At 55.5% G+C, this 23286-nt stretch carries 17 protein-coding genes and 1 pseudogene; 4 read left to right on the top strand and 14 right to left on the bottom strand.

Features of this window, described 5'->3' with window-relative positions; genetic code table 11:
• Positions 1–40: 40 nt before the first annotated feature.
• Complete coding sequence (locus J3P85_RS03300; protein WP_434704900.1) at positions 41–1666, bottom strand: UvrD-helicase domain-containing protein; 1626 nt, start codon at positions 1664–1666, stop codon at positions 41–43.
• Between the two features lie 2 nt (positions 1667–1668).
• On the bottom strand, positions 1669–3387 hold the full coding sequence (locus J3P85_RS03305; RefSeq protein ID WP_434704901.1) for an ATP-dependent nuclease: 1719 nt from the start codon (positions 3385–3387) through the stop codon (positions 1669–1671).
• Between the two features lie 357 nt (positions 3388–3744).
• On the opposite strand from J3P85_RS03305, the gene J3P85_RS03310 reads away from it, so the two are divergent.
• The gene (locus tag J3P85_RS03310; protein WP_434704903.1) at positions 3745–4638 is read left to right on the top strand and encodes a DUF808 domain-containing protein; all 894 of its coding nucleotides are present in this window, start codon (positions 3745–3747) and stop codon (positions 4636–4638) included.
• A gap of 2 nt (positions 4639–4640) precedes the next feature.
• On the opposite strand, the gene J3P85_RS03315 is transcribed toward J3P85_RS03310, so the two are convergent.
• The 3 genes from J3P85_RS03315 to J3P85_RS03325 form a co-directional block, all read right to left on the bottom strand.
• Positions 4641–5855, bottom strand: coding sequence for a hypothetical protein (locus J3P85_RS03315; protein WP_434704904.1), 1215 nt, complete (start codon positions 5853–5855; stop codon positions 4641–4643).
• A 795-nt stretch (positions 5856–6650) separates the two neighbouring features.
• Entirely contained in the window at positions 6651–8831 is a 2181-nt protein-coding gene (locus J3P85_RS03320; RefSeq protein WP_434704905.1) for a hypothetical protein, read from the bottom strand.
• Positions 8832–8835: 4 nt separating this feature from the next.
• Positions 8836–10530, bottom strand: a complete 1695-nt coding sequence (locus J3P85_RS03325; RefSeq protein WP_434704906.1) for a hypothetical protein — start codon at positions 10528–10530, stop codon at positions 8836–8838.
• A gap of 543 nt (positions 10531–11073) precedes the next feature.
• On the opposite strand from J3P85_RS03325, the pseudogene J3P85_RS03330 reads away from it, so the two are divergent.
• Positions 11074–11844 (top strand): annotated as a pseudogene (locus J3P85_RS03330) (calcium:proton antiporter); the annotation flags it as partial.
• A gap of 123 nt (positions 11845–11967) precedes the next feature.
• Here the strand turns inward: J3P85_RS03330 and J3P85_RS03335 are convergent.
• From J3P85_RS03335 to J3P85_RS03345, 3 genes are all read right to left on the bottom strand, one after another.
• Positions 11968–13326: an 8-oxoguanine deaminase gene (locus tag J3P85_RS03335; RefSeq protein ID WP_434704907.1), complete on the bottom strand. Its 1359-nt coding sequence runs from the start codon at positions 13324–13326 to the stop codon at positions 11968–11970.
• A 264-nt stretch (positions 13327–13590) separates the two neighbouring features.
• The gene (locus J3P85_RS03340; RefSeq protein ID WP_186707956.1) at positions 13591–14277 is read right to left on the bottom strand and encodes an SDR family oxidoreductase; all 687 of its coding nucleotides are present in this window, start codon (positions 14275–14277) and stop codon (positions 13591–13593) included.
• 25 nt (positions 14278–14302) lie between these two features.
• On the bottom strand, positions 14303–14653 hold the full coding sequence (locus tag J3P85_RS03345; protein ID WP_186707958.1) for a MerR family transcriptional regulator: 351 nt from the start codon (positions 14651–14653) through the stop codon (positions 14303–14305).
• 81 nt (positions 14654–14734) lie between these two features.
• Here J3P85_RS03345 and J3P85_RS03350 point away from each other — a divergent pair, with 81 nt between their 5' ends.
• Positions 14735–15175: a hypothetical protein gene (locus tag J3P85_RS03350; protein WP_434704908.1), complete on the top strand. Its 441-nt coding sequence runs from the start codon at positions 14735–14737 to the stop codon at positions 15173–15175.
• A 66-nt stretch (positions 15176–15241) separates the two neighbouring features.
• Here the strand turns inward: J3P85_RS03350 and J3P85_RS03355 are convergent, their stop codons facing one another.
• From J3P85_RS03355 to J3P85_RS03380, 6 genes are all read right to left on the bottom strand, one after another.
• A complete protein-coding gene (locus tag J3P85_RS03355; RefSeq protein ID WP_434704909.1) occupies positions 15242–16168 on the bottom strand; it encodes an ABC transporter permease in 927 nt (308 codons plus the stop codon).
• Positions 16168–17274: an ABC transporter permease gene (locus J3P85_RS03360; RefSeq protein ID WP_434704912.1), complete on the bottom strand. Its 1107-nt coding sequence runs from the start codon at positions 17272–17274 to the stop codon at positions 16168–16170. The genes J3P85_RS03355 and J3P85_RS03360 overlap by 1 nt, the downstream gene beginning before the upstream one ends.
• An 11-nt stretch (positions 17275–17285) precedes the next feature.
• The gene (locus tag J3P85_RS03365; RefSeq protein WP_434704913.1) at positions 17286–18839 is read right to left on the bottom strand and encodes an ABC transporter ATP-binding protein; all 1554 of its coding nucleotides are present in this window, start codon (positions 18837–18839) and stop codon (positions 17286–17288) included.
• Positions 18840–19371: 532 nt separating this feature from the next.
• Positions 19372–19953 carry an IMPACT family protein gene (locus J3P85_RS03370; protein ID WP_434704914.1) on the bottom strand — a complete coding sequence of 194 codons (582 nt, stop codon included), beginning with the start codon at positions 19951–19953 and terminating at the stop codon, positions 19372–19374.
• Between the two features lie 7 nt (positions 19954–19960).
• Positions 19961–20611, bottom strand: coding sequence for a TetR/AcrR family transcriptional regulator (locus J3P85_RS03375; protein WP_434704915.1), 651 nt, complete (start codon positions 20609–20611; stop codon positions 19961–19963).
• A gap of 221 nt (positions 20612–20832) precedes the next feature.
• Positions 20833–21753, bottom strand: coding sequence for a LysR family transcriptional regulator (locus tag J3P85_RS03380; protein WP_434704916.1), 921 nt, complete (start codon positions 21751–21753; stop codon positions 20833–20835).
• 123 nt (positions 21754–21876) lie between these two features.
• Here J3P85_RS03380 and J3P85_RS03385 point away from each other — a divergent pair, with 123 nt between their 5' ends.
• Entirely contained in the window at positions 21877–23226 is a 1350-nt protein-coding gene (locus tag J3P85_RS03385; RefSeq protein ID WP_060739305.1) for an aspartate aminotransferase family protein, read from the top strand.
• The last annotated feature ends 60 nt before the right edge of the window (positions 23227–23286 follow it).

The following is a 23286-nucleotide window of genomic DNA, read 5'->3' on the forward strand; positions in this document are numbered from 1 at the left end:
TTGCTCCTCAGCAGCGTACTGGATTGCCCCATCTTTGACGTTACCAAGGAATGGATATTGCGCTAGTCCCGTTCCTCCCGATGAACTGTGATGGAGCACCGTTTTTAACCTCCCCTTGTCCATTGATGCGAGAGGTCGACGTCATTAACACACAAGCCTTAATTGCCCGTGTAATACCCACGTAATGCAGATTTAGGCACTGAATTTCATTCGCAAAGATAACCTGGAACGTATTCGGAGGATAAAGGCGAGTCGGGATTACGTGATCGTAAAGGTCGGCATGGAAAACGATGTCGAATTCCAGCCCTTTCGCCTTGTGCAGCGTCATTATCTGAACGGCATCGCGACTTGGGCTTTGAAACCTGCGAAGCTTGTCGGCATCCTCGCAGATAGCCCTAAGTTCCATGGTGCCCGCTGGCGAGGACTGCCGCCCCGTTAAACGTATGGCCGCGTCGAGTACGGTCGTCACCAGGTCGCCCTCTACGCAAGACCGGCAACTTAGAATCGCCCGGCGGAGTGCACGTCGCTCTTGAGAGGCAAGCTTGAGCGCACCGGCGCGCTCAATCAGTGTTTCGGCGGTCAGCTGTTGGTCGTAGCGCAAACTCAGCAGATCCGAGTAAATGCCAGCCTCGGCCGACGGTGTGGTTTCGAAGGGGGGCACCTCGACAAGATGGTGGCCAAGATTCAAGTGGTCGGCAATCAATCTAGCCGAGTGCTGATGTCGGCACAGAATGGCGACCCTTCCGGCCGACTCCACTTGAAAGTGTTGCATGAGATGAGGAATGGCTGTTTCTAACCAAGTACCCATTGCACGCTGGTTCCCATCGATCGTCTTAATTAACACCCGCATTTCGTTCGTCGGCGCGATCGGGTGATTTGGGTTGAGCAGGCGAAGTGCAAAGTCGCTAATGGATGGATGACTTCGAAAGTTGGTGGTGATGGCGAAGTAGGCAAAGCCGCTGCCCGGAACCGTAAGTGCTAGCAGGTAGCGCGGATCCTTATGCGCGAAAACATAAATGGACTGGTCAACGTCGCCGACTGCAACGGCGGTTAACCCCAGACTCTTGAGCTTCAAAAAGAGTTGGTGTTGGAAGTACCCGCTGTCTTGGTATTCATCGATAAACACGCCGCAATACCTTGCCGTGAGGTATTTCTGGCAGGCAAGGGACTGGTCGATCACATGGCTGGCGAGCATACCCACGGCTTCCAGAGGGACGAACCCCTGTGCGAGTGCCTCCTGCAAGAACGGTAGAAACTCGGCCGTGTTTGCAACGGACCCGTTTTGAATTGGTGTTGCTGGCAGCATGCGCCTCACCGATTCAGGTAGCTCTCCAACCTTGACCGTTTCCAATTCAGCGGCCAGAGGCATCAACTGTCGCGCGAACGGAAAAACAATTTCGCGTAAGCAAAAATCGTCGATCGTGCCGAAGAAAGAGCTTTTCACATCGAAGGCGTCGGCCTTGCAGCGTCGCTCCAGCTCATCGCTCGCTTTGTTCGTAAAGGAAATGGCGATGATGCCCTGATAGGGGCGTAGTTCGGACACCAAATTTCGGACCTTGCATGACAGGACGCTAGTTTTTCCGCTTCCGGGGCGGGCGACGATAACCATGTCGCCCTCGCATTGAATGGCTTGGTTTTGTTCCAAACTCGGCGTGAAAACTGTCATTACTAGGCCTGCGCAGCTGCGTTCATACAATGGATCAGCGGTTTTAACAGGTGCCCATCAAGGGGCGCACGAAGCAGACCCCCGCAGTGCACAATGAACTGCTGCATGCGAATGGCTTTCTTGCCTTGTAGGTAGGTGACAGCCTCAGCCAATTGATGGCCGTTGAACCCAGTTAGCAGCGTCGGAAGTTCGGTGGCGATATCGTGCTCTAGATCGATCCGCGAGATAAAAATGCCTGAAGGGGCAACGGCGGCACTTACCGCGTGCCAGTTGCCATCTGCCAAAGAGGCGGCTTGATCGTAAGGCACTGGGCGATGTAGCTGTGGAGGTAGACCTGCCATCGCCAGAGCGCGATTGATGCCGGCCACTTGGCGCCACGTCACCTGCGCCCCTTGAGGACCAAGCGATATGTTTGAGATATCGTTGTCGGTCCGCATGGACCATGGAATTTCCAGTGCATTAAGCACGCGCTTGTAAACCTCGAACGACACGCCATCGACAGAAAGCAGGGACACATTGCACTGATCAAGATCGAAGCTGTGCGATCGTGCCAGCGCTGTGTAGAACAGCATTTCCGATGGCCCCTCTACCAGCATGACCGCCGAAGCGAAAAATGCCTCCGCTGGAAGAATGCTCATTCGATAGCCAAGCCCTGTCCATGCACTGTCGATGCAATCGGAGCATCCCTGATTCGCCGCGCGGGACGCTCCGTTGTCGCGCAGGAGGCGCACAATCGAGTCCGGTCGGTAGCTTGCAGCGATCTGCGGAGAATGCGAAGTAACAATTGTCTGGCCGGGCAGTGCGCTGATGAGGTAGCTCGCGAGCTTGCGTTGCTGGTGTGGGTGCAGGTGCGCCTCGGGCTCCTCGACGCAGTAGATCACCACCTCGCTGTGCTGATCGTACTCCAGCACGCTCTTGGCCTTCCACAAGGCCAGGAGGATCTGATTGTTGCGACCATCGCCCCCGAGCATCACGCGCGAGCCGTTGGTGCTTGCGCCCAGCTCCAGCTGTTCGATGAACTGCTCAATGCCGATCGCACCGGTATCTAGAGACACGTTGTAGCCAGCGTGATGGTGGGAGAGCGCCTTCAATTCGTCGTTCAGATCTTTGGTCGCTTCCGCAACGTAGTGCAGGTTCTTCACCCCCTTATTCACGGATTCCAGCAGCTCGCTGAGCGCCACCAGTTGCGTAGTGTCCGCGTCAGTCTGCGTCTGGTTGCGCGCAGCCTGCGCGAGACGTAGTAGGTGCTGTTTTTCCGAGCGGATATAGCGCAGCAGATCCCGCTGGGAATGGATGTACTTGAGGTGCAGATACTTCAGATAATAGCGGCTAGGAAGAACCTCCATCTTGGCGAGGTCATGGCCGGCAGCGATCTCGTAGCTGTGGTCCGCGCTGTAGGCGCGAAACTCAAGAAAAAAATGACCAGCAGCGCTGACTAGGCCCTTGAGCTGGGAAAGTACAGCGTCCTGGGTCACCTCAGAGAATGCAATACGGATGGAAAAGGAGTCGGCCTGAGTGCCATCCTGCGCGCAATGGAAATCGCGTGTCGAGGGTTCTATATCTGCGTCCGATAGGCTCTTGTCCAGTAAGAGTCGCAACGCATGAATCATGTTCGTTTTGCCAACGTCGTTGCTTCCGATCACCAGACTGTTCTTGGCAAAATTTACGTGGGCGTCAGCGAAGTTTCTGTACTGTTTTAGCTCGACGTAGTCAATTTTCATGATCGTTGTGGGGGCCTGCGCATCTAGTTGTTGGAGGCCCTTCCAACGATGGAGTCCAGAAGCTCGGATATCCGTAATTGTGGGCAATTAGTAGCGCCATGCTAGACCACGTACGGCAAAGTAACCAATCACGCACAATGAAAAACCCAATTCATCTTTCGTCCGGCGATTTGGATTGCGGATCCCCACTGTGAATAGCTCAAAAGCAGTCGTTCGTAAGATATTGGTTCGCGAGTTTTTACGAACGCTGCTGAGCTGATCCGCAGTTGCACATCGAGTCCTACGTCCACGACTGTACGCTGAAGAGAACGTCGAGACGTCACTGCTGTCTAGGGAGTGGGCCGAAGGAGTTAACTGATGGCGAGCAGTTTTTTTGCATTATTTGACGACATTGCAACGCTGCTGGACGACATCTCCGTGATGAGCAAGGTGGCGGCAAAGAAGACGGCGAGCGTCCTCACCGATGACTTGGCAGTGAATGCGGAGAAGGTGGTTGAACTCAAGGCGGATCGTGAGTTGCCGGTGGTGTGGGCCGTCCTGAAGGGATCGCTTGTTAACAAGGCCATCCTGGTTCCCTTGGCGCTTGGGCTGAATTACATCTCTCCAGTGATCGTGCACGGGCTTCTGGTCATCGGCGGCATATACCTCTGCTATGAGGGCATCGAGTCTTTGATTGAGAAGCTCACTCCCAAAGACAAAGGGGATGGCGCGCGCAAGGTGAAGGTGCTCAGCGAAGAAGAGGCGAAGAGGTATGAGGCCAAGAAGATTAAAGGCGCTATCACTACGGATTTCGTGTTGAGCGCTGAAATCGTAGTCATCACGTTGAATGTTGTATCTGAAGCGCCTTTCCTTCAGCAAGTCGCTACTCTGAGCCTGATCGCCCTGTTGGTCACGTTTGGTGTTTACGGCCTGGTCGCCGGCATTGTCCGGATCGATGACCTGGGGTTGCGCATGAAGAAAGTCACCACCCATGGCGTCTTCGCGCAAGCGGTACGAAGCGTAGGGGCAGGACTTATTGCTGTCGCACCGAAGCTAATGAAGTTGCTGTCATGGATAGGAACAATAGCGATGTTCTTCGTAGGCGGATCGTTCATCGCACAAGCCATGTCAGAGGTACCAAGCTGGTTGATTCCTGCAACCCTGAAACCTCACCTGCAAGGATATCTCCCCGAGGCGGGCATTGGAGTCATTGCCGGCATTATGATGGTCTCAGTGGTGCGCTTGGCACGAAGTTTACGCAGCGAGTCGTAAGCTTAAAGCTGATTTTTAAGCGCTACCGTCTTAAGTGCTTCAACGTCAGACTTTATCTTCTCCAGTGATTCAAGTGTACTTTCCGCGAACGCAAAATCCACTTGGTTTGACGCCAATGCTCTGCGAATCTCATAGCCCATGACAGTAAGGTCTTCGAGTTTGTCATCCAACTGTCTGAGATGCTCAATCGCCTCACTATATGTGTCAAATTTCGTGCTGAATTTATATGCTTCATGGAAGTATGTAAATAGTGACTCCGCGCTCCCGTGACCTGTTTTTGCAGCGACAATCGCGCAAATACTATGGCGAATCCCTTCATTCCAAATGGCAGCCACATTAGGGTTATTGGTCGCCCTTTGCATTTCTAGAAGAATTTCAATGGTTATGAATCTGTGTCTAAACATCGATAGGCACAGTTTCACATTGCCTAGCCCCGCCGCATCAACTAGCCGTGAAAAATCCCGAGTTAGTGATTTTTCATTCAAGGGCTGACAGTCGTCGGTGAGTAATATCGCGTGTGTTGCATCGGGGTTAATTATGTTCTTGTCCATAGCAGATAAGAACTCTGAACGCGCATTAAAATACTTTTCTATTCGATTGGCCTCGCCAATGGAAAGAGGAAATTTTCTTAACGGAAGATCGTTGTTTCTTGTTTTTCCAGTTGGAAGGTATACCGCACGCTCTTTGATTAGGTTTTTGTTTTCGTTTAATGGAATCTTACATAGCTCCATGGGCCTGAGTCCGCTAATTTTGAACATGAGAACAGAAAACATTCGGCGCTCATAGATATAACGATTTTTTACGATTCTAACGCTAGATTTTTCGATTGGTTCATCTATGGGCACCGCTGTGGGGTCACCGTAGCACTTATGAAAAATGGTATCCCTTAATTTACTTATGTATTCATCGGGGATTGGAATTTTATCTCCCTTTGGAGCTACTTGTTTTGGCATGCTTGCATGCGTGTAAGTAGTACGACCAGTCTTCGGGTTGCGGCCAATGGTGATATGTATCTGAGCGCTCGATGACTCATCGCCTAGCAGAATCGCGTCACCATTGAGTGTGAACTGAATCTGAAGCCACCGCAGGAATCGGATGATTGTTTGTATTATAGCAATGATTTGATTGTTATTTCGGCGGTTTCGGACTATCCCTTTTTTTACAATGCTCTCTTCCTTCAGATAAGTTACTAATCGTTGAATGTCTTCATCGCGCAAGTCGAAAAAATCCAGGCGGTACTTGTAACAGTGTCTCAATAAAAAGGATAGTTGTGAAGCGTAAGTCCGTGAGGTTTCGGTTCTATCATTACCACCTTTTTTTCGGCTCTGTTGGCGCAGCCACTCATTCGCTAGAGCACAAGGCGCGCCATTGGGCCAAGTCAGGTGGTATAAAGTACTATAAGTGCGGTAGGTTACGGATGCCGGTTCTCGATACCCGATAGACGAAGGGATTTTAACTGTGTCTACTGATCCGAACAATTGCATTAGGATTTACCTCCGTCAATTATTTTGAGGTTTGCAGACTCATCATAACGGGCGAGGTTAGCGAATGATGTCATGTGAATAGCTTTTGACTGGCTAAGAATCTGTGTCAATCTCTTTCGAGATAAATCGGGTAGGTTCGGATCCGATTCTGCGATTGATCTTATTTCGCGGAAGAGAGAAAAATAAGCGGTTTCATATCGATGCATGTGTCTAGACATCTCCGATAAAAGTTGCTCTGCCTCAATTTCCGTGGTTTCCGAGTACGACACAAGGGTAGACTTGTAAGCATCCTCTCTAAGTCGGAGTAAATGATTCCATACACTCTCTGAAGTTCTCAAGTGGGAAGGGAGCGTAAGTGATAGGCAATATTTTTTTAAACTATTATAAGATACTGGTTTGAACCGTCCCGGTATTTCTAAAGTACAGAATTTCTTCGTTGTTTCAAAGAGTTCCATTTGTTCGAAGCTCAGAGCTATTTCTTTGTTTTTGACTTGGTACAGCCACTCGAATCGCTCAATTACTTGCGTATTAGTAGACGTTTTCATCAGCGTTATTTCCAACGATAATTGCGATTTCGATGTCCATCTCTTGGATGTCCTCTGCATGAAAGCGAACAATGTAGTGCCGGATGCTGAATTCTCCAGCCGCTAGCATTCTTTTGATTGTGTTCTGATAGTCCTCCGCTGGCACACCAGAAAGACTTTTTACGTTATGAGCGTCGCAAACTTTTTTATACAAAACTGCTGTGCCTGGATTTTCTTTGACGGCTAGATGTCGTGCTCCAAAATCTATCAAGCGGGATGCTACAGATTCAATCTCATAGCCTTGTAATTCTTCTCCGCGTAGGGTGTCTTCATAGTAAGCCTTAGTGTGCTCTGCATCCACGTGTCCAACATACCAGCCGATAGCGTCAAGTACGTGACTAGTCTCGTGGCGGTAGATTGTGTGAATAAAGAAACGTCGTAGTTCATGAATTCGTACGTACCACCTGCAACCTGAGTCATCGACCGTGGTTTCTACGATATCGCAGAACGTATCCATAGCGCGAGCCACTCGATGTTTGAGAGATTTACCATCTGAGTAAGGGAATGTTTTAGTTGTGGGGAAGTAGAACAGTTCATCGGAATGAGCATTGGAATCCTCATTTATTTTTTTTAGGTTTTCTCCTAGGTGTTGTAACTGACTGATTGCCTGGCCGACTATAGATGGTATAGGTCTTTGAATTGTAGGATTAACTCCATTCATTCCTTTTTTGCCTGCTGTATGTTCTAGCCAAAGTCCCTCATCGAAGGTCGATAGAAGCATAGATTTTCTTGCGAGGTGGACCAGTTCGTCTTCTCGGATAGGCTTAAGCATTCCGATTAAAATAGCGCAGGCTCCAATGTAACCGTTGACCACTTGATGAAAAGACATTTGTTTCGGATCTATGCTTCTTGCGGCTTTGAGTTGCCGGGATTTGATGTTTAACTCAATTGCTAGAGGTCTTTCCACCAGTCCTTCAATTGGGGTCGAGAGCCACATATTGGATGTAGAGTTGTATAGTTTATCGAGTTCCCTTGAGCGCGAACTCGGTTCGAGATTGTCATACTGCTTGAATTCCTGGGCATAAAACAGGCACGCTTCAACTATACCATCCCCATAGAGAACTACCCATTTGCATGCTTGTTGAAGGAGGTGTAGTCCAATTCCCAAGCGTAATGTATTATGGTGCTTAGAAGGCTGGGTGTTACCTTTCAGTTCTAAAATTGTTTTCGAACAATCTATGTCTATCGGTGGAACTAGTTGAGGTAAAAAAAGGTGAGAGTGGAAAATCGCCGAAAGCAGATCAACTTGGTTCTTCAGTGACTTTTTAGTGGGCCGGTGATGTTTGGCCTCGACAAGTGTCATAGTATTTTGGCTATGGAGATTTGTTCTGGGGCTCGCTTTTATTAATAGCTTTGGATGTTGTAGTTCTGGTTCAAATTGCCGAAGAAATACACGAATTTTAGGAGCGTGTCGTAACTGCTCAGCATCACATCCGATTAGTTGTCCAAGTTTTTTGCGTGATAGGACTCCGTTATTTTTGGTGTCATTCCGTTGGTGTGCTGTTGTATACCATTTGTTGGTGGATAAATATTTCAGGGCCTCCGTTATGAAGCTTTCGGGAAGTTCAAGCGGTGTAGTCAATAGCGAAGTTAGACAGGCTTTAGATCCTATTAGCGTGTGAATTGCTTCAATAATCCTCGGGATGTATTGTAGAGCCTCTGTCCAACTCCCTATTGATAGATCGGTCATAAGATTGGTCAATGCATTATCGTCGAGGCGCATGAAGCCATATTTTTTTGGTTCATATTTGTCTTCATGGAGGACAAGCCATGAACACACTTGGAGGGAGGTGGCTACATGTTCAATCCAGCGCTGGGCGTTTATCGGATAGGCCATCGGATTGTTGCGTATCATTGCAGCTATTTGCTGGACGGTGTGCAACATTTGCCTATTACATGGATCGCAAAGATTTGTGCCATCTGGAAGAGGGTGATTGAAGTACACGGTCAGTTCTTTATTGCGACCATTGTTCTTCACCAACCAGAAGCTACTTCCCATATCGCCTTGCAGTAACCATGGCCTTGCTTCTAAGTTGGCGTGGGGGTACATAAGGCTATTGGCATTAGCCAGCAAACGTTGCAATTCCGAATTTTCGTCAATAGGTTTCGCCGTATATCTTCCCATTGACCTAATCCTTATAGAAGACCGTTGCGGAACGAAACCGTGCCAAGAAATCCTTTGCTAACTCACAGGCGCGCCAATGGATAAGCTTGAATTCAGCCAGAGACTCACCTTGCAGTTCTATATTTGCCGAAATGTCAGAGGTCGAACTAGCTGGATTCTCAGCTACGCACCTCATCAGCCTAGCCAACGCTACAAGCTTAGCTTCTTCCTCATTGAGATTCTCCATGGTTGCAGTGGTAGACCCACTGTCCAACAAGTTTTCATACGCGTACAGGGCAGCTAATGAGTCGGGCTTCAGGTTTATGAACAAAACTTCAGAAGCTTTGGTTTTGTTCTCGCTTCCAAACCTCTCTTCAATAACTTTGGTGAATGCATCCCCTTCTCTTCCTTCCATCAGCATGCTTTTAACAAACTCAATAATCTGTTCATGCGAAGTAAAATCGGAAGCTGGAAGTAACCATGGTGTTTTGGCATTAGCAACGATCACAAGCTTTTGATGAAACCTTCGAATTAGCCTTTCACACCAGTGCTCTATTAGCCAAGGCGGTATGTATGATTCGATTACACTATGAATTGTATTGCCCAATTTTTTTGCCATGGCAGCTAAGCTGCCTTTGGCGAGGAATTCGATGATGCCTTCTGTATTGCGGATGTTTGAAAGCGTGAATGTGTCTGGCTTTAATTGGGGCACGCTGTTGTTAAGATATATGGCGTCATAAAGGTTTAATCCCCATCCGCCATTCATTTTTGAATCTATATCCATTGTAGTTCCCATAGTAGTTTTATGGGATACTAAAAATAGATAACAATACCGCTCATCGCATGCGGCCGACATTTTTTCTCGGATTATATAAGTCGATCGAATCAGATCATCCATTATCATCTCAGAGATAGGCGAAAGAGATGATGACTTCCGCGCCCGTGCTCTTGGCTTTTCTACACTGAAGACAACGTTTCCGTTGATTGTGATGGTATAAAAGCTGTTACCTTCGTCATCTATTAATTTTGCTTGTTGAAGCGCCATTGAATTAAAATTTGGATTCTCAATAGTCAGTAGTGCGGCCGCCGCTGAGCAGTCTCTTATGGATAACAATCCAAGTAACCTATTCAGTATTTCAGTTGTCGGCATTCTGTCGTCATTTCCAACCCCAGCAAGCTTTCGCAACGCTGGCCCGATAAGGCGTTTGAAATTTGGTGAAGATTTAAGGCTTCTAAAAAATGGATATTGCCTTGCTAAAGATGTAAATGAAATAGGATTCAAGTTAGGATCGTTTAGTAGGTAGTAATTAGCTACGGCCAAGAACCAGTTAATCCCCATAGGTGATCTCGGATCGCATAAAGCTAATTTTTTATTGGCGAGATACATTCCTGAGGCTAGCACTTCCTCGATTTGATCCTTGCTAATCGCGCCGATAGCTTTTTGTCCATTGGCGTGCGCTATTTTCATCCTGGTCCAATACTCATGACACCCTTCGCGAACCGCAGATGATGCTAATTTAAGTTTGGATTCAATTGTATTAATGTACTCTTCTTCGGGTAATGCGAAGCTTAGATCCACCAAGTATTTCTTAGGGAGAGTCTGGCCATTGAAATCCACCGCGTCTCGACTCTCACCAAGTACGGTCCGAGTCGCACTATCTTCGAACCCGAGTGTTGCTCCTCCCATCTTCACTGTCGGAATTGGCACATTCCAAGGCATGCGCCCGTCGATCTTCAACTGCTTGTATAAAGCTCGCGCGAAAGACCAAGATGATTTTCGACTCATGAACGAGGCGCTAGAGCAGGTGATGTCGGACAGATGAAAGTCAAAGTGTGCGAGACAGAATGGCCTCCAATCGTTTCCTGTTCTAGGGAGCCGACTCTTCCAACTTGCTAGAAAATTCAACTTTCGCCGTAAGCCGCATACGTATCCCAACTTGGTCTCAACGGCTGCTGTGGTACACAGCTGCACGGTGCTGTCACAGAGGAGTATTACGTCATTTAGATGCACCGATGATGGAAAGGGAACAATGGCAAGTCGCCAGCCTGACCGCTTCAACGGATCTCGCATACGGAAATGGATTAGGCCTTCTTCGGCGAGGCGGTACTGCATCGACATTGCCCTCCACTCAGTAGCTTGAGCGTAGCTTTCGACCAGGTGGTGTCAAATTTGAATGTCAGAAAAATTTCAATAAACTTGGTAAATTGCTGATATGTATGAATAAAACAATTAAGCAATATTTGACATGTCCAGAAATCGCTCGTGCTCGACATCAACGGCATCCTCGGGCTCGCGGCGCTGATGGGCGGGATCAAGCATGGCGAGCAGGTCTACAACGACGATTCGGCGCGCACCTACAGTGTGATGATTCTCACGGCCATGGGCGTGTCGATGGTGGTGCCGGAGTTCATCCCCCGGGATAGCTGGAAAACCTATTCTGCCTTCACCATCGGCGCGATGATCGTGTTGTATACGCTGTTCCTGCGCATGCAGGTCGGGCCCCACAGTTACTTCTTCAGCTACAGCTACCCGGAAAAGCGCCGCAAGAAAGAACCGGTGGAAAACGAACCGGAACCTGTCAGCCTGACGATTTCCATCAGTGCGCTGGTGTTTGGCGTGGTGGTGATCGGTGCGTTGGCTGAAGTGATGTCCAAGGCCATCGACCTGGGGCTGGAAGGCTCGGGTGCTCCGCCCGTGGTCACGGCGATCCTGGTAGCGGCGATCTCCGCCGCGCCGGAAATCCTCACCGCCCTGCGCGCGGCCCTCGCCAATCGCATGCAGGCGGTGGTGAACATCGCGCTGGGGGCTTCGTTGTCCACCGTGATCCTCACCGTACCGGTGATGGAAGCCATGGCCCTCTACACCGGCCAGCCTTTCCAGATGGCGATGACCCCGGTGCAGACGGTGATGATTTTCATCACCCTGATCGTCTGCGCAATCAACCTCAACGATGGTGAAACCAATGCCATCGAAGGCATGACCCATTTTGTGTTGTTCGCGACGTTTATCATGTTGTCCCTGCTGGGCCTCTGAGCCCAGCACCATCCCCCTGTGGGAGCGAGCTTGCTCGCGATGGCGCCAGACAAACAGCATTGAAGTTGAATGTCAGGCCGCTATCGCGAGCAAGCTCGCTCCCACAGGGGATTTGGGTTGGGGTCAGGCGCCGGCGATCAATTCCCGCGCCGCCTGGCTGTGATCGGCAATCAAGCCCTTCAAGTCCAACCCCTCGACTTGCCCGTCGATCACCCGCCATTGCCCACCGATCATCACCCGATCCGCCCGGTCCGCGCCGCACAGCAGCAGGGCCGAGACCGGGTCATGGCTGCCGGAGAAGCGCAGCTCATCGAGCTTGAACAGCGCCAGGTCGGCCTGTTTGCCCACGGCCAATTCGCCGATATCGCTGCGCCCGAGCAGTTGCGCCGAGCCCCGGGTCGCCCAGCCCAGTACGCGCTCCGGCGTAATCGCTTGCGCGCCGTAGCGCAGGCGCTGGATGTACAGCGCCTGGCGGGTTTCGAGGATCATGTTCGAGGCATCGTTGGATGCCGAGCCGTCGACACCCAGGCCCACGGGGGCGCCGGCGGCGGTCAGCTCCAGGGTCGGGCAAATGCCCGAGGCCAGGCGCATGTTCGAACTGGGGCAATGGCAGATACCGGTGCCGGCGGCACCAAGTCGGGCGATTTCGTCCGGGTTGAAATGAATGCCGTGGGCCAGCCAAGTGCGTGGGCCGAGCCAGCCGACGCTGTCCAGGTAATCCACGGTGCGCAGGCCGAAGCGTTGCAGGCAGAACGCTTCTTCGTCGAGGGTTTCGGCCAGGTGCGTGTGCAAGCGTACGTCGAGCTTCTCCGCCAACTCGGCACTGGCACGCATGATCTGTGGCGTGACCGAAAAAGGTGAGCAGGGCGCCAGGGCAATCTGGATCTGCGCGCCGTCGCCGCGCTCGTGGTATTCGGCGATCAAGCGCTGGCTGTCGTCAAGAATCACCTCGCCCTGCTGCACGGTCTGTTGCGGTGGCAGCCCACCGTCGGCCTCGCCCAGGCTCATGGAGCCACGGGTCAGCATCGCGCGCATGCCCAGCTCACGGACACTTTGCACTTGCACGTCGATGGCATTTTCCAGGCCCTGGGGAAACAGGTAATGATGGTCGGCCGCCGTGGTGCAGCCCGACAGCAGCAACTCGGCCAAGGCCACTTTGCTCGCCAGGGCGAGTTTTTCCGGGGTCAGCCGCGCCCATACCGGGTAGAGGGTTTTCAGCCAGGGGAACAACGGCTGGTTCACCACCGGCGCCCAGGCGCGGGTCAGGGTTTGGTAGAAGTGATGATGGGTGTTGATCAACCCCGGCAGGATCACATGCTCTCGCGCGTCGAAGACGTGGTCACAGGGCTGGGCGGGTTGTTGGCCGGCGCTCAGCAGTTCGACGATCACACCGTCCTGCAGGACGAGACCGCCACGGGCATCGAGGTCGTTGGCCGTGAAAATGGCGAGGGGATTTTTTAACCAGGTACGGGTCGCAGGCATGGTGGCCGGCTCCTCTGAAAGTGGGTTCAGGTTAGCCAGCTCAGTGATGCCCTGTCTGCTGATCCAGGGTCGCCCATTGGATAGGGCGAGGTGCGGAGTTTACTCAGGTCGCCGGACACATTTCCAGTGCCTGAGCCAGGTTTCAATGTAGGAGAGGGCTTGGTGGGAGCGAGCTTGCTCGCGATAGCGGCCTGATATTCAGCATCAATGTCGACTGATCAGGCGCCATCGCGAGCAAGCTCGCTCCCACAGGGTATCGGGTGGTTACCAGGGGATTGTTTCGCCCTTGTAGTTGACGAAGTGATGCCCACCCTTGCCGGCGAAGGCATTCACTTGGTCGATCAGCCCACGGGTGCTGGTCTCGACATCGAGGTCCGCGCCTTCGCCGCCCATGTCGGTTTTCACCCAGCCCGGGTGCAGCGACAGTACCGTCAATGACTGCTCGCCCAGTTGGCTGACGAAGCTGTTGGTCATGGAATTGAGCGCTGCCTTGCTGGCCTTGTACAGCGCCAGTTCCGGCGCGTCGGGCATGGTCACGCTGCCCAGCACTGAACTCATGAAGGCCAGCACGCCGCTGCCGTCGCGGATCTGGCCGACGAAGCGCTGGGCCAGGTTGATCGGCGCCACCGCGTTGGTGAAGAACAGCTGGCCGACTTCGGCCAGCGTCGCGCCGCCCGGGCTCTGGTTATCCGGGCCCTTGACCCCGGCGTTGACGAACAACAGGTCGAAGGTCTCGCCCTTGAGCTGCTGGCTCAAGGCGATGACGGCTTGCTGGTCGTCCATGTCGAGCTTTTCGATCCGCACCGGGCCCAGCGCTTTCAAAGCCTCGGCGTTCTGCGGGTTGCGCACGGTGGCGGTCACGTTCCAGCCATCGCTGAGCAGCGTCTTCACCAGGCCGAGGCCCAGGCCCCGGGAGGCGCCGATGATCAATGCGTTTCTTGCCGAAGTCATGAGGGGCATCCTTGAAAGAAAAAGGTCACGGGTTTAATGGACAACGTTGCCCGAGCCGTTGTTTCAGCTCTTGACGCAACGCGTCGAGTTCGGTCATGCGGGTTTCGATCAGGTTCAGCTTGTCTTGCAGCAATTGCGTCACGGCGCAGTCCGGGTCGGGGGCGTTCCACAGGGCGGCGACGCTCGCGCCGATCTCACCCAGGGTAAAGCCCAGGCGCTGGGCGGTCTTGATATAGAGCACCAGTTGGACGATGTCGGCGGGGTAGTCGCGATAGCCATTGGCGCTGCGCGATGCTGCGATCAGGCCACGTTGCTCGTAGAAACGCAGCGTGTCTCGACTGACGGCGCAGGCTTGGGCTAATTCACCGATACGCATTGCGAAGCTCCAGAGGACTTGACCTTGGAGCATACCCCAGGCTTTAGCCTCTTTGCTCCTCGATTATCTGGAGCAACGTGTATGTGGAGTTCGATGCAATATCGCCGGGTGGTGCTTGGCAGCGCCTGGTACGACCTGATCGTGTCGGCCGCGCTGGCCACGCCGTGGAGCTTTGCGGCGGTGCACGGTGTGTTGATGAGCATGACTCAGCTCTTTGACCTGCCTGGGGACCTGCCACCATTTGCGCCGGCGCATGTGCTGATGGTGAATCTGATGGGCTCGATTGTCTGCGTGTGGGCGGTGCTGCGGATTCGGGATCCGCAGCTACTGTACGGGCGTTATGACGCGGTGGGGCGGTTTCTGTTCTCGGCCTGGATGCTGTATGCGCTGCTTCATGGAGCCAGTGCGGTGTTGTGGGTTTTCCTGTTTTTCGAAGTGGTGTGGGGTTTGGTTCAGGTGTTGCCTGTTCGGGCCTCATCGCGAGCAAGCTCGCTCCCACAGGGGGAGCTGAGTCAAACCTGAATTCAGTGTTCACCCTGGTCAAGTGTGGGAGCGAGCTTGCTCGCGATAGGCGCGCCGCGGTCTGTCTCAATGCCCCGCCTGCCAAGGCTGCCCCAGGGACACCGGCGCATACAGTCGCGTGCGCACGGCATCCCGGGACAGCAATACCAGCACCAAAATGGTCGCGGCATAGGGCAGCATCGCCAGCAGGCTCGACGGAATCGCCAACCCCAACCCCTGGGCCACCAGGTGCAGGATGCTGGCGAGACCGAACAGGTAGGCGCCCAGCAGCAGGCGCCACACCCGCCAACTGGCGAACACCACCAGCGCCAGGGCGATCCAGCCGCGCCCGGCGCTCATGTTCTCGGCCCACATCGGCGTGTAGGCCAGTGACAGATAGGCGCCGGCCAACCCGGCCATGGCGCCGCCAAACAGCACCGCCAGGGTCCGCACCCGCAACACCGGCAGGCCCATGGCACTGGCGGCATCGGGGTTCTCGCCGACAGCCTGGATGATCAATCCGGCGCGGCTTTTCACGATCACCCACGCCACCAGCGCAAACAGCGCAAAGGAGAGGTACACCAGCAGGTCCTGGGCGAACAGCATTCGTCCGATCAGCGGGATGTCACTCAAGTAGGGAATGGCCAGCGGCTCGAAGCCCGCCAGCGGTCTACCGACCCAGGCCGCCCCGACAAAGCTCGACAGGCCCACGCCGAAAATCGTCAGCGCCAGTCCGGTAGCAACCTGATTGGCGTTGAACACCAGCGCCACCAGCGCGAACAATGCCGACAACAGCATCCCCGCAGCCATTGCCAACAGCACGCCGAGCCAGAGGTGGCCGCTGTTGAACGCGACGATAAAACCAATCACCGCGCCGAACAGCATCATGCCTTCCTGGCCCAGGTTCAGGACGCCGCTTTTTTCGCAAACCAACTCACCCAGGGCCACCAGCAGCAGCGGTGTGCCGCAGCGAACCATGGCATAGAAAATATTGCTCAACAGGTCGATATCCATCACAAGACTCCTGCCTGTACCGCGGTAGTTTGGGCGCGCCGGGTCCAGCGCAGGTTCAGGCGTGGCCGGTAGAGAATCAGCACGTCGCAGGCCAACAGGAAAAACAGCATCATCCCCTGGAACAACTGGGTGATTGCCTGGGGCAGGTTCAGCGACATCTGCGCACTCTCACCACCGATATACAGCAGGGCCATCAACAGGCTGGCAAACAGAATGCCGATGGGATTGAGGCGCCCGAGGAACGCCACGGTAATCGCCGCATAGCCATAGCCCGGCGACACCTGCGGCACCAGTTGGCCGATCGGCCCGGCGACTTCGCAGACGCCGGCCAGACCGGCCAGCGCACCGCTGATCAGCAGCGCCAGCCACACCAGCGGCTTCTGGCGAAAGCCGGCAAAACCAGCGGCGCGGGCATCGAGGCCCAGCACCTTGATCTGAAAACCAACGAAGCTTTTCTGCAGCAAGACCCACACCGCTACCAGCGCCAGCAGGGCGAAATACAGCCCGGCATGGACCCGGCCATCGTCCAGCAGCAACGGCAGGCGACTGGCCTCGCCGAACATCGCCGACTCCGGGAAGTTGAACCCCGCCGGGTCTTTCAACGGCCCGTGGACGCAAAAGAGCAGCAGGTTCAGGGCGATGTAATTGAGCATGATGCTGGTCAGGATCTCGTTGGCGTTGAAGCGCGTGCGCAGCCACGCCGTGAGCGCGGCCCAAGCCGCCCCGGCCAGGGTGCCGGTCAGCAGGATCAACACCAATGCCCAGCGGCTTTGCACGTTGATGATGTTCACCGCCACGGCACTGCCGGCCAGGGCGCCCAGGAGCAATTGGCCTTCGGCGCCGATATTCCAGATTCGCGCCTGATAGGCCACTGCCAGGCCGAGGGCGCAGAGCAGGATCGGCAAGGTCTTGACCAGCCATTCGGACACGCCGTACAGGTCGCTGATCGGGGCGATCAACAGGGTGTACAACGTTTGCAACGGGTCATGCCCAAGGGCGATAAACAGCAGCGAGCCGCAGCCCAGGGTCAACACGGCGGCCAAGAGCGGCGAGCACCAGAGCATCAGGCGCGATTGCTGGCCGCGGGGTTCGAGAGAAAGCAGCATGTGGAGCTCCGTTAAACCGGCACGGTGGCAGGGGATTGAGGGGCATCGAACTGGCCGGCCATCCAGGCGCCGACGTCGCTGAGGCGGGTCTCGACGGTGGGACGCAAGGCCGACAGACGCCCGCCGCACAAGGCACCGAGACGGTCGCTTATCTGGAACAGTTCATCGAGGTCTTCGGAGATCACCAGGATCGCCGCGCCCGCGTCGCGCAGGGCGATCAGGGCGCGATGGATGGTCGCCGCCGCGCCGACGTCCACGCCCCAGGTCGGGTGCGCGGCCACCAGCAGCTTCGGCTGTTGAAGGATTTCCCGGCCAAGGATGAATTTCTGCAAGTTGCCCCCCGAAAGGCTGCGCGCTGGGGTTTTGGTGTCGGGCGTCTTCACGCCAAAACGACGGATGATCTCCTCGGCCAGGTGTTCTACCTTGCTGCGTCGAACCAGCCCATGGCTGACCAGGCCCTGTTGGAAGGCGCTGAGCAAGGCGTTATCCGCCAGGCTCAATTGCGGCACGGCGCCATGGCCCAGGCGTTCGGCGGGGACGAATGCCAGGCCAAGCCGGCGACGAGCGTCGGGGCGCAAGTGCGCTACGGGCTGGCCGCCGAATCGAATCGTTTCGCCTTGCTGGCGGGGAAGCGGCGTTTCCCCACTAAGCAACGCCAGCCATTCGTCCTGGCCATTGCCCGCCACCCCGGCGATGCCGACGATTTCGCCGCTGCAAACCTCAAGGTCAATGTCTCGTAACGAGCAGCCGAACGGGTCCGGGTTGTGCCAAGACAACTTGTTGATGTGCAGGAAGGCTTTGTCTGCGCTGACCTTGGGGTAATCCGTGATCAATCCCGCGGCCTCGCCAACCATCAGTTGCGCCAGCTCTCGGTCCGAGCAATGCGCCGGGGTGCAATGCCCTGAGACGCGTCCGCCGCGCAGCACCGTGGCGCTGTGGCACAGCGCGCGCACCTCCCCGAGCTTGTGGCTGATAAACAAAATGCTGCAGCCCTCGCTCGCCAGGCGACGCAAGGTCACGAACAGTTCTTCGGCTTCTGCGGGCGTGAGTACCGAGGTCGGTTCATCGAGAATCAACAACCGAATGTCTTGCATCAGGCAGCGAATGATCTCTACCCGCTGGCGCTCGCCAATCGACAGGCTGTGAACTAGCCGCTGCGGTTCCAGGGCCATGCCGTAGCGCCGGGAAACCTCGCGGATCCGGGGCTCCAGTTGCGCTGGCGTACCGGCTGCCGCGCCCATCGCCAAAGCAATGTTCTGCGCAACGGTGAGGGTTTCGAACAGCGAGAAATGCTGGAACACCATGCCGATGCCCAGGCTGCGAGCCTGGGCCGGGTTACGCAGGTTGACGCGCTGGCCTTGCCAGATCACCTCACCCGAATCGGCAGCAGTGACGCCGTAGATAATCTTCATCAGGGTGCTTTTGCCCGCACCGTTTTCCCCCAGTAAGGCGTGGATCTCGCCGGGCTGGATGCTCAGGTCGATGGCGTCGTTGGCCAGGCAACCGGGGTAGCGTTTGCTGATCTTGCGCAATAGCAGGCGCGCGATGGAGTCGGGGTTGGACATGACAGGCTCGGGCCGATGGACAGGAATGCCTGTGGATAAAGCAATTTCCTGGCCATCAGGTCAGGAAATTGTCTTGAGTCCCGTTGCTGAGGCCTTTCGCGTCAGGCCTGAGCATCTGTAGTGGAGAAATTCTGCACCGCCTTGGCGCGAACGGGTCTGGCCCAGGCAGCGGTTTGCCCTGAAATGGGTGGTCAAAAATTGAACAAGCGGCTGTGAGCCATATCCTTCATGGGGCGGAAGGAGCCATGAACGGGTTATCCACAGGTTGCTCCACAGTTATTGTGTGCAAGCCGGAAACTCGGGCATAAGCACTACGGGGCTTTCTTCTAAAGGTGATAAACCGCCGCAAGCGGTTGTTTTGTGGATGGATTTGGCGCTTGGGAAGGACTTTGGCTGAAAAATGAGCAACCCGCTGAAACCCGCATGACAGAAGGGTTACAGAGGGATGTGCTCAGGTTATCCACAGTCGGGTGCACAGTGGATGTGGGCAAGTCGGACCCTCCGAGGTGCCCTAAAAGGTTGCAGGGTGATCTCAACGTGCCAGCAGAATCCGTCCACGGCTCAGGTCGGCCAGTTGCGTTTGCAAGGTTTCGATGTGGGCTTCGCCTACGGCCAATTGCAGGTCCACGCCATTGGCGGTGAAGCGCTCTTCATTCACCAGCCCACCGCACTCGGCGACGCGCAGTTTCACCAGGGGCAGTTCGGCGAACCCGCAACTACAGTGCAGCGGCACGCGGCTGATCAATTCGATTTTCTCAGCGTTTTGCAGACATTTGTTCGCGCCGCCACCGTAGGCTCGGGCCAGCCCGCCGGTGCCCAGTTGAATCCCGCCATACCAGCGAATCACCAGCACCACGACCTGATCGCAGGCCTGGGCTTCGATCGCGGCCAGGATTGGCCGCCCGGCGGTGCCACCCGGCTCGCCATCGTCGTTGCTGCGGTACTGGTCGCCGAGTTTCCAGGCCCAGCAATTGTGGGTGGCATCCAAGTCGCTGTGCTGCTCGATAAAAGCCTGGGCATCGGCGGGGCTGGTGATGGGCGCGGCGAAGGTGATGAAGCGGCTTTTGCGAATTTCTTCGCGGTGCTCGCAAAAACCGGCAAGGGTAAAGGGCATGGCGATCTTAAAGAGTGGGTGTCAGGCCGCAGCCCTTGAGAATGATGCGGATCAGGTTGTCGCCCGCGTCGACCATGTCCTGCTTGGTCAACTTGCTGCGACCGGTCACGCGACAGATCTGGGTGGCGAAGTCGGCGTAATGCTGGGTGCTGCCCCACAACAGGAAGATGAGATGCACCGGGTCGATCGGGTCCATCTTGCCGGCGTCGATCCAGGCCTGGAACACGGCGGCCCGGCCATTGAACCAGGCACGGTAATCCTGGTTGAAATATTCGGTCAGGCATTCGCCCCCGCTGATCACTTCCATGGCGAACAGTCGCGAGGCCTGGGGCTGGCGACGAGAGAACTCCATTTTGGCGCGGATGTAGCGGGTCAAGGCTTCGGCCGGGTCATCCTCGGCGGTGAGGGTATTGAAGGTGCTGTCCCACAATTCGATGATGTTGCTCAGCACCGCCACGTACAGGCCGAGTTTATTGGTGAAGTAATAATGCAGGTTCGCCTTGGGCAGCCCGGCCTTCAGGGCGATGGCATTCATGCTGGTGCCTTTGAACCCGTGGCGAGCGAATTCATCTTCGGCGGCCTTGAGAATCGTCTCTTCGTTCTTTTGACGAATGCGGCTGGTGGGCTTGCCACCGTGGGCAGGGACTTCAAAGGTCATGGGCGTTTCCGGGCTGGGTCTGTGGGCAAGCAAGTGCGTTGATAGCGCACCGGCATCGATCCGACAAGTGCCATCACACTAAAAAGCCCTCGGCCAAAGACTTTCCCAACCCAACCCATGTGGGAGCGAGCTTGCTCGCGATGGCGGAGGGTCATTCAGCATAGGTGGGACTGACACTCCGCCATCGCGGGCAAGCTCGCTCCCACAGGGATGTAAAAAGGTCAGCGGGTGGCTGCGAGGCTCTCGAGAAAACTCTCCAGCACCAAGTGAGGCCGGCGCCCTTTGCGCGTGACCGACGCCAAACTCAGGTCATAGAACCGTGCCCCAGGCTTAAGGGCCCGCAACCGACCTTGCTGGACCCAGAGGTTGGCGTAGTGATCGGGCAGGTAGCCGATGTAGCGCCCGGTAAGAATCAGGAACGCCATGCCTTCGCGGTCCGATGCACTCGCGGTGCAATTAAGTGCCTGGTAATGGGCCTGGATCTCGGCCGGCAGGCGGAACGTCGGGGCGATGGCGTCCTGGCTGTTGAGGCGTGCGTCTTCAAGTTGTTGGTCATCGACATAAAACAGAGGATGCCCGACCGCGCAGTACAGCAGCGAACGTTCACCGTAGAGCGGTTGATATTCCAGCCCGGACAGGGCACTGGCCTGGGGCACCACGCCGACATGCAAGCGACCGTCGAGCACGCCTTGCTCGACTTCGTTGGGGGCGATCATGCGAATCTGGATCTGCACGTCAGGCCCCCGCTCTTTCAATTGCGCCAGGGCGTGGGTGATGCGCATGTGGGGCAGGGTGACTAGGTTGTCGGTGAGGCCGATGGTCAACTCACCGCGCAAATGCTGGTGCAGCCCGTTTACCTCGGTGCGAAAACTTTCCAGTGCGCTCAACAACTGCAACGCCGATTGATAGACCTCGCGCCCTTCTTCGGTCAAGGAAAACCCCGCGCGCCCACGCTGGCACAGACGCAGGCCGAGGCGCTGTTCAAGGTCGCTCATCTGCTGGCTGATGGCCGAGCGGCCGATTCCCAGTACGGTTTCCGCGGCGGAGAATCCACCGCATTCCACGACGCTGCGAAAAATGCGCAGCAGGCGAATATCAAAGTCGCTGACCTGGGCCAGAGGATCGGGACGACGAGCGCTCATAGTTTAGTGATCCGCCGACTGAAGGTTACAAAAGTTGGATTTCATTGACTTTATCGTCGTGGCAACTTAGCTGCAAGAACGCCTTTCGATCCCCTGTCGTTTATGACCTGCGAGGTTTTGTCGATGAACATGCCCGAACACGCTGCCGGTTCCCTGGCTAGCCAGCTCAAGCTGGATGCCCACTGGATGCCTTACACCGCCAATCGCAATTTCCAGCGCGATCCGCGCCTGATCGTCGCTGCCGAAGGCAGCTGGTTGGTGGATGACAAGGGGCGCAAGGTCTACGACTCGCTGTCGGGCCTGTGGACATGTGGCGCCGGGCACACCCGCAAGGAAATCCAGGAAGCGGTCGCCAAGCAACTGGGTACTCTCGATTATTCGCCGGGGTTCCAGTACGGTCATCCGCTGTCATTCCAACTGGCGGAAAAGATCACCAGCCTGACCCCAGGCAACCTCAATCATGTGTTCTTTACCGATTCCGGTTCCGAGTGCGCCGATACCGCAGTGAAGATGGTCCGCGCCTACTGGCGTCTCAAGGGCCAGGCGACCAAGACCAAGATGATTGGCCGTGCCCGTGGTTATCACGGTGTGAACATCGCCGGCACCAGCCTCGGCGGTGTCAGCGGCAACCGTAAGCTGTTCGGCCAGGCCATGATGGACGTCGATCACTTGCCCCACACCTTGCTGGCCAGCAACGCCTATTCCCGTGGCATGCCGAAAGAGGGTGGCATCGCCTTGGCGGATGAGCTGTTGAAGCTGATCGAACTGCACGATGCGTCCAATATCGCTGCGGTGTTTGTCGAGCCGATGGCAGGATCGGCCGGCGTACTGGTGCCGCCTGAGGGTTACCTCAAGCGCCTGCGGGAAATCTGCGACCAGCACAGCATTCTGCTGGTGTTCGACGAAGTGATCACCGGTTTCGGCCGCACCGGTTCGATGTTTGGTGCCGACAGCTTTGGCGTGACCCCTGACCTGATGTGCATCGCCAAGCAAGTCACCAATGGCGCGATCCCCATGGGCGCGGTGATTGCCAGCTCGGAGATCTACCAGACCTTCATGAACCAGCCAACGCCCGAGTACGCAGTGGAATTCCCCCACGGCTACACCTACTCGGCACACCCGGTGGCCTGCGCGGCGGGCCTGGCGGCGCTGGACCTGCTGCAGAAGGAAAACCTGGTGCAGAGCGTGGCCGAAATCGCCCCGCATTTCGAGAATGCCTTGCACGGCCTGAAGGGCGCGAAGAACGTCATCGACATCCGCAACTATGGCCTGGCCGGCGCGATCCAGATCGCCGGGCGCGATGGCGATGCCATCGTGCGTCCGTTCGAAGCCGGCATGGCGTTGTGGAAGGCCGGGTTCTATGTGCGGTTCGGCGGCGACACTCTGCAGTTCGGGCCAACGTTCAACAGCAAGCCACAGGACCTGGATCGCCTGTTCGATGCAGTCGGTGAAGTGCTGAACAAACTCGACTGACGCATTCTTTTAACAACGGGCGCCCGGCCACGGGCGCCTGTGGATAATTCTGGAGTCCCC

The organism is Pseudomonas sp. Z1-12 (assembly GCF_051132015.1).
Classification (GTDB): Bacteria; Pseudomonadota; Gammaproteobacteria; order Pseudomonadales; family Pseudomonadaceae; genus Aquipseudomonas; species Aquipseudomonas zanjanensis.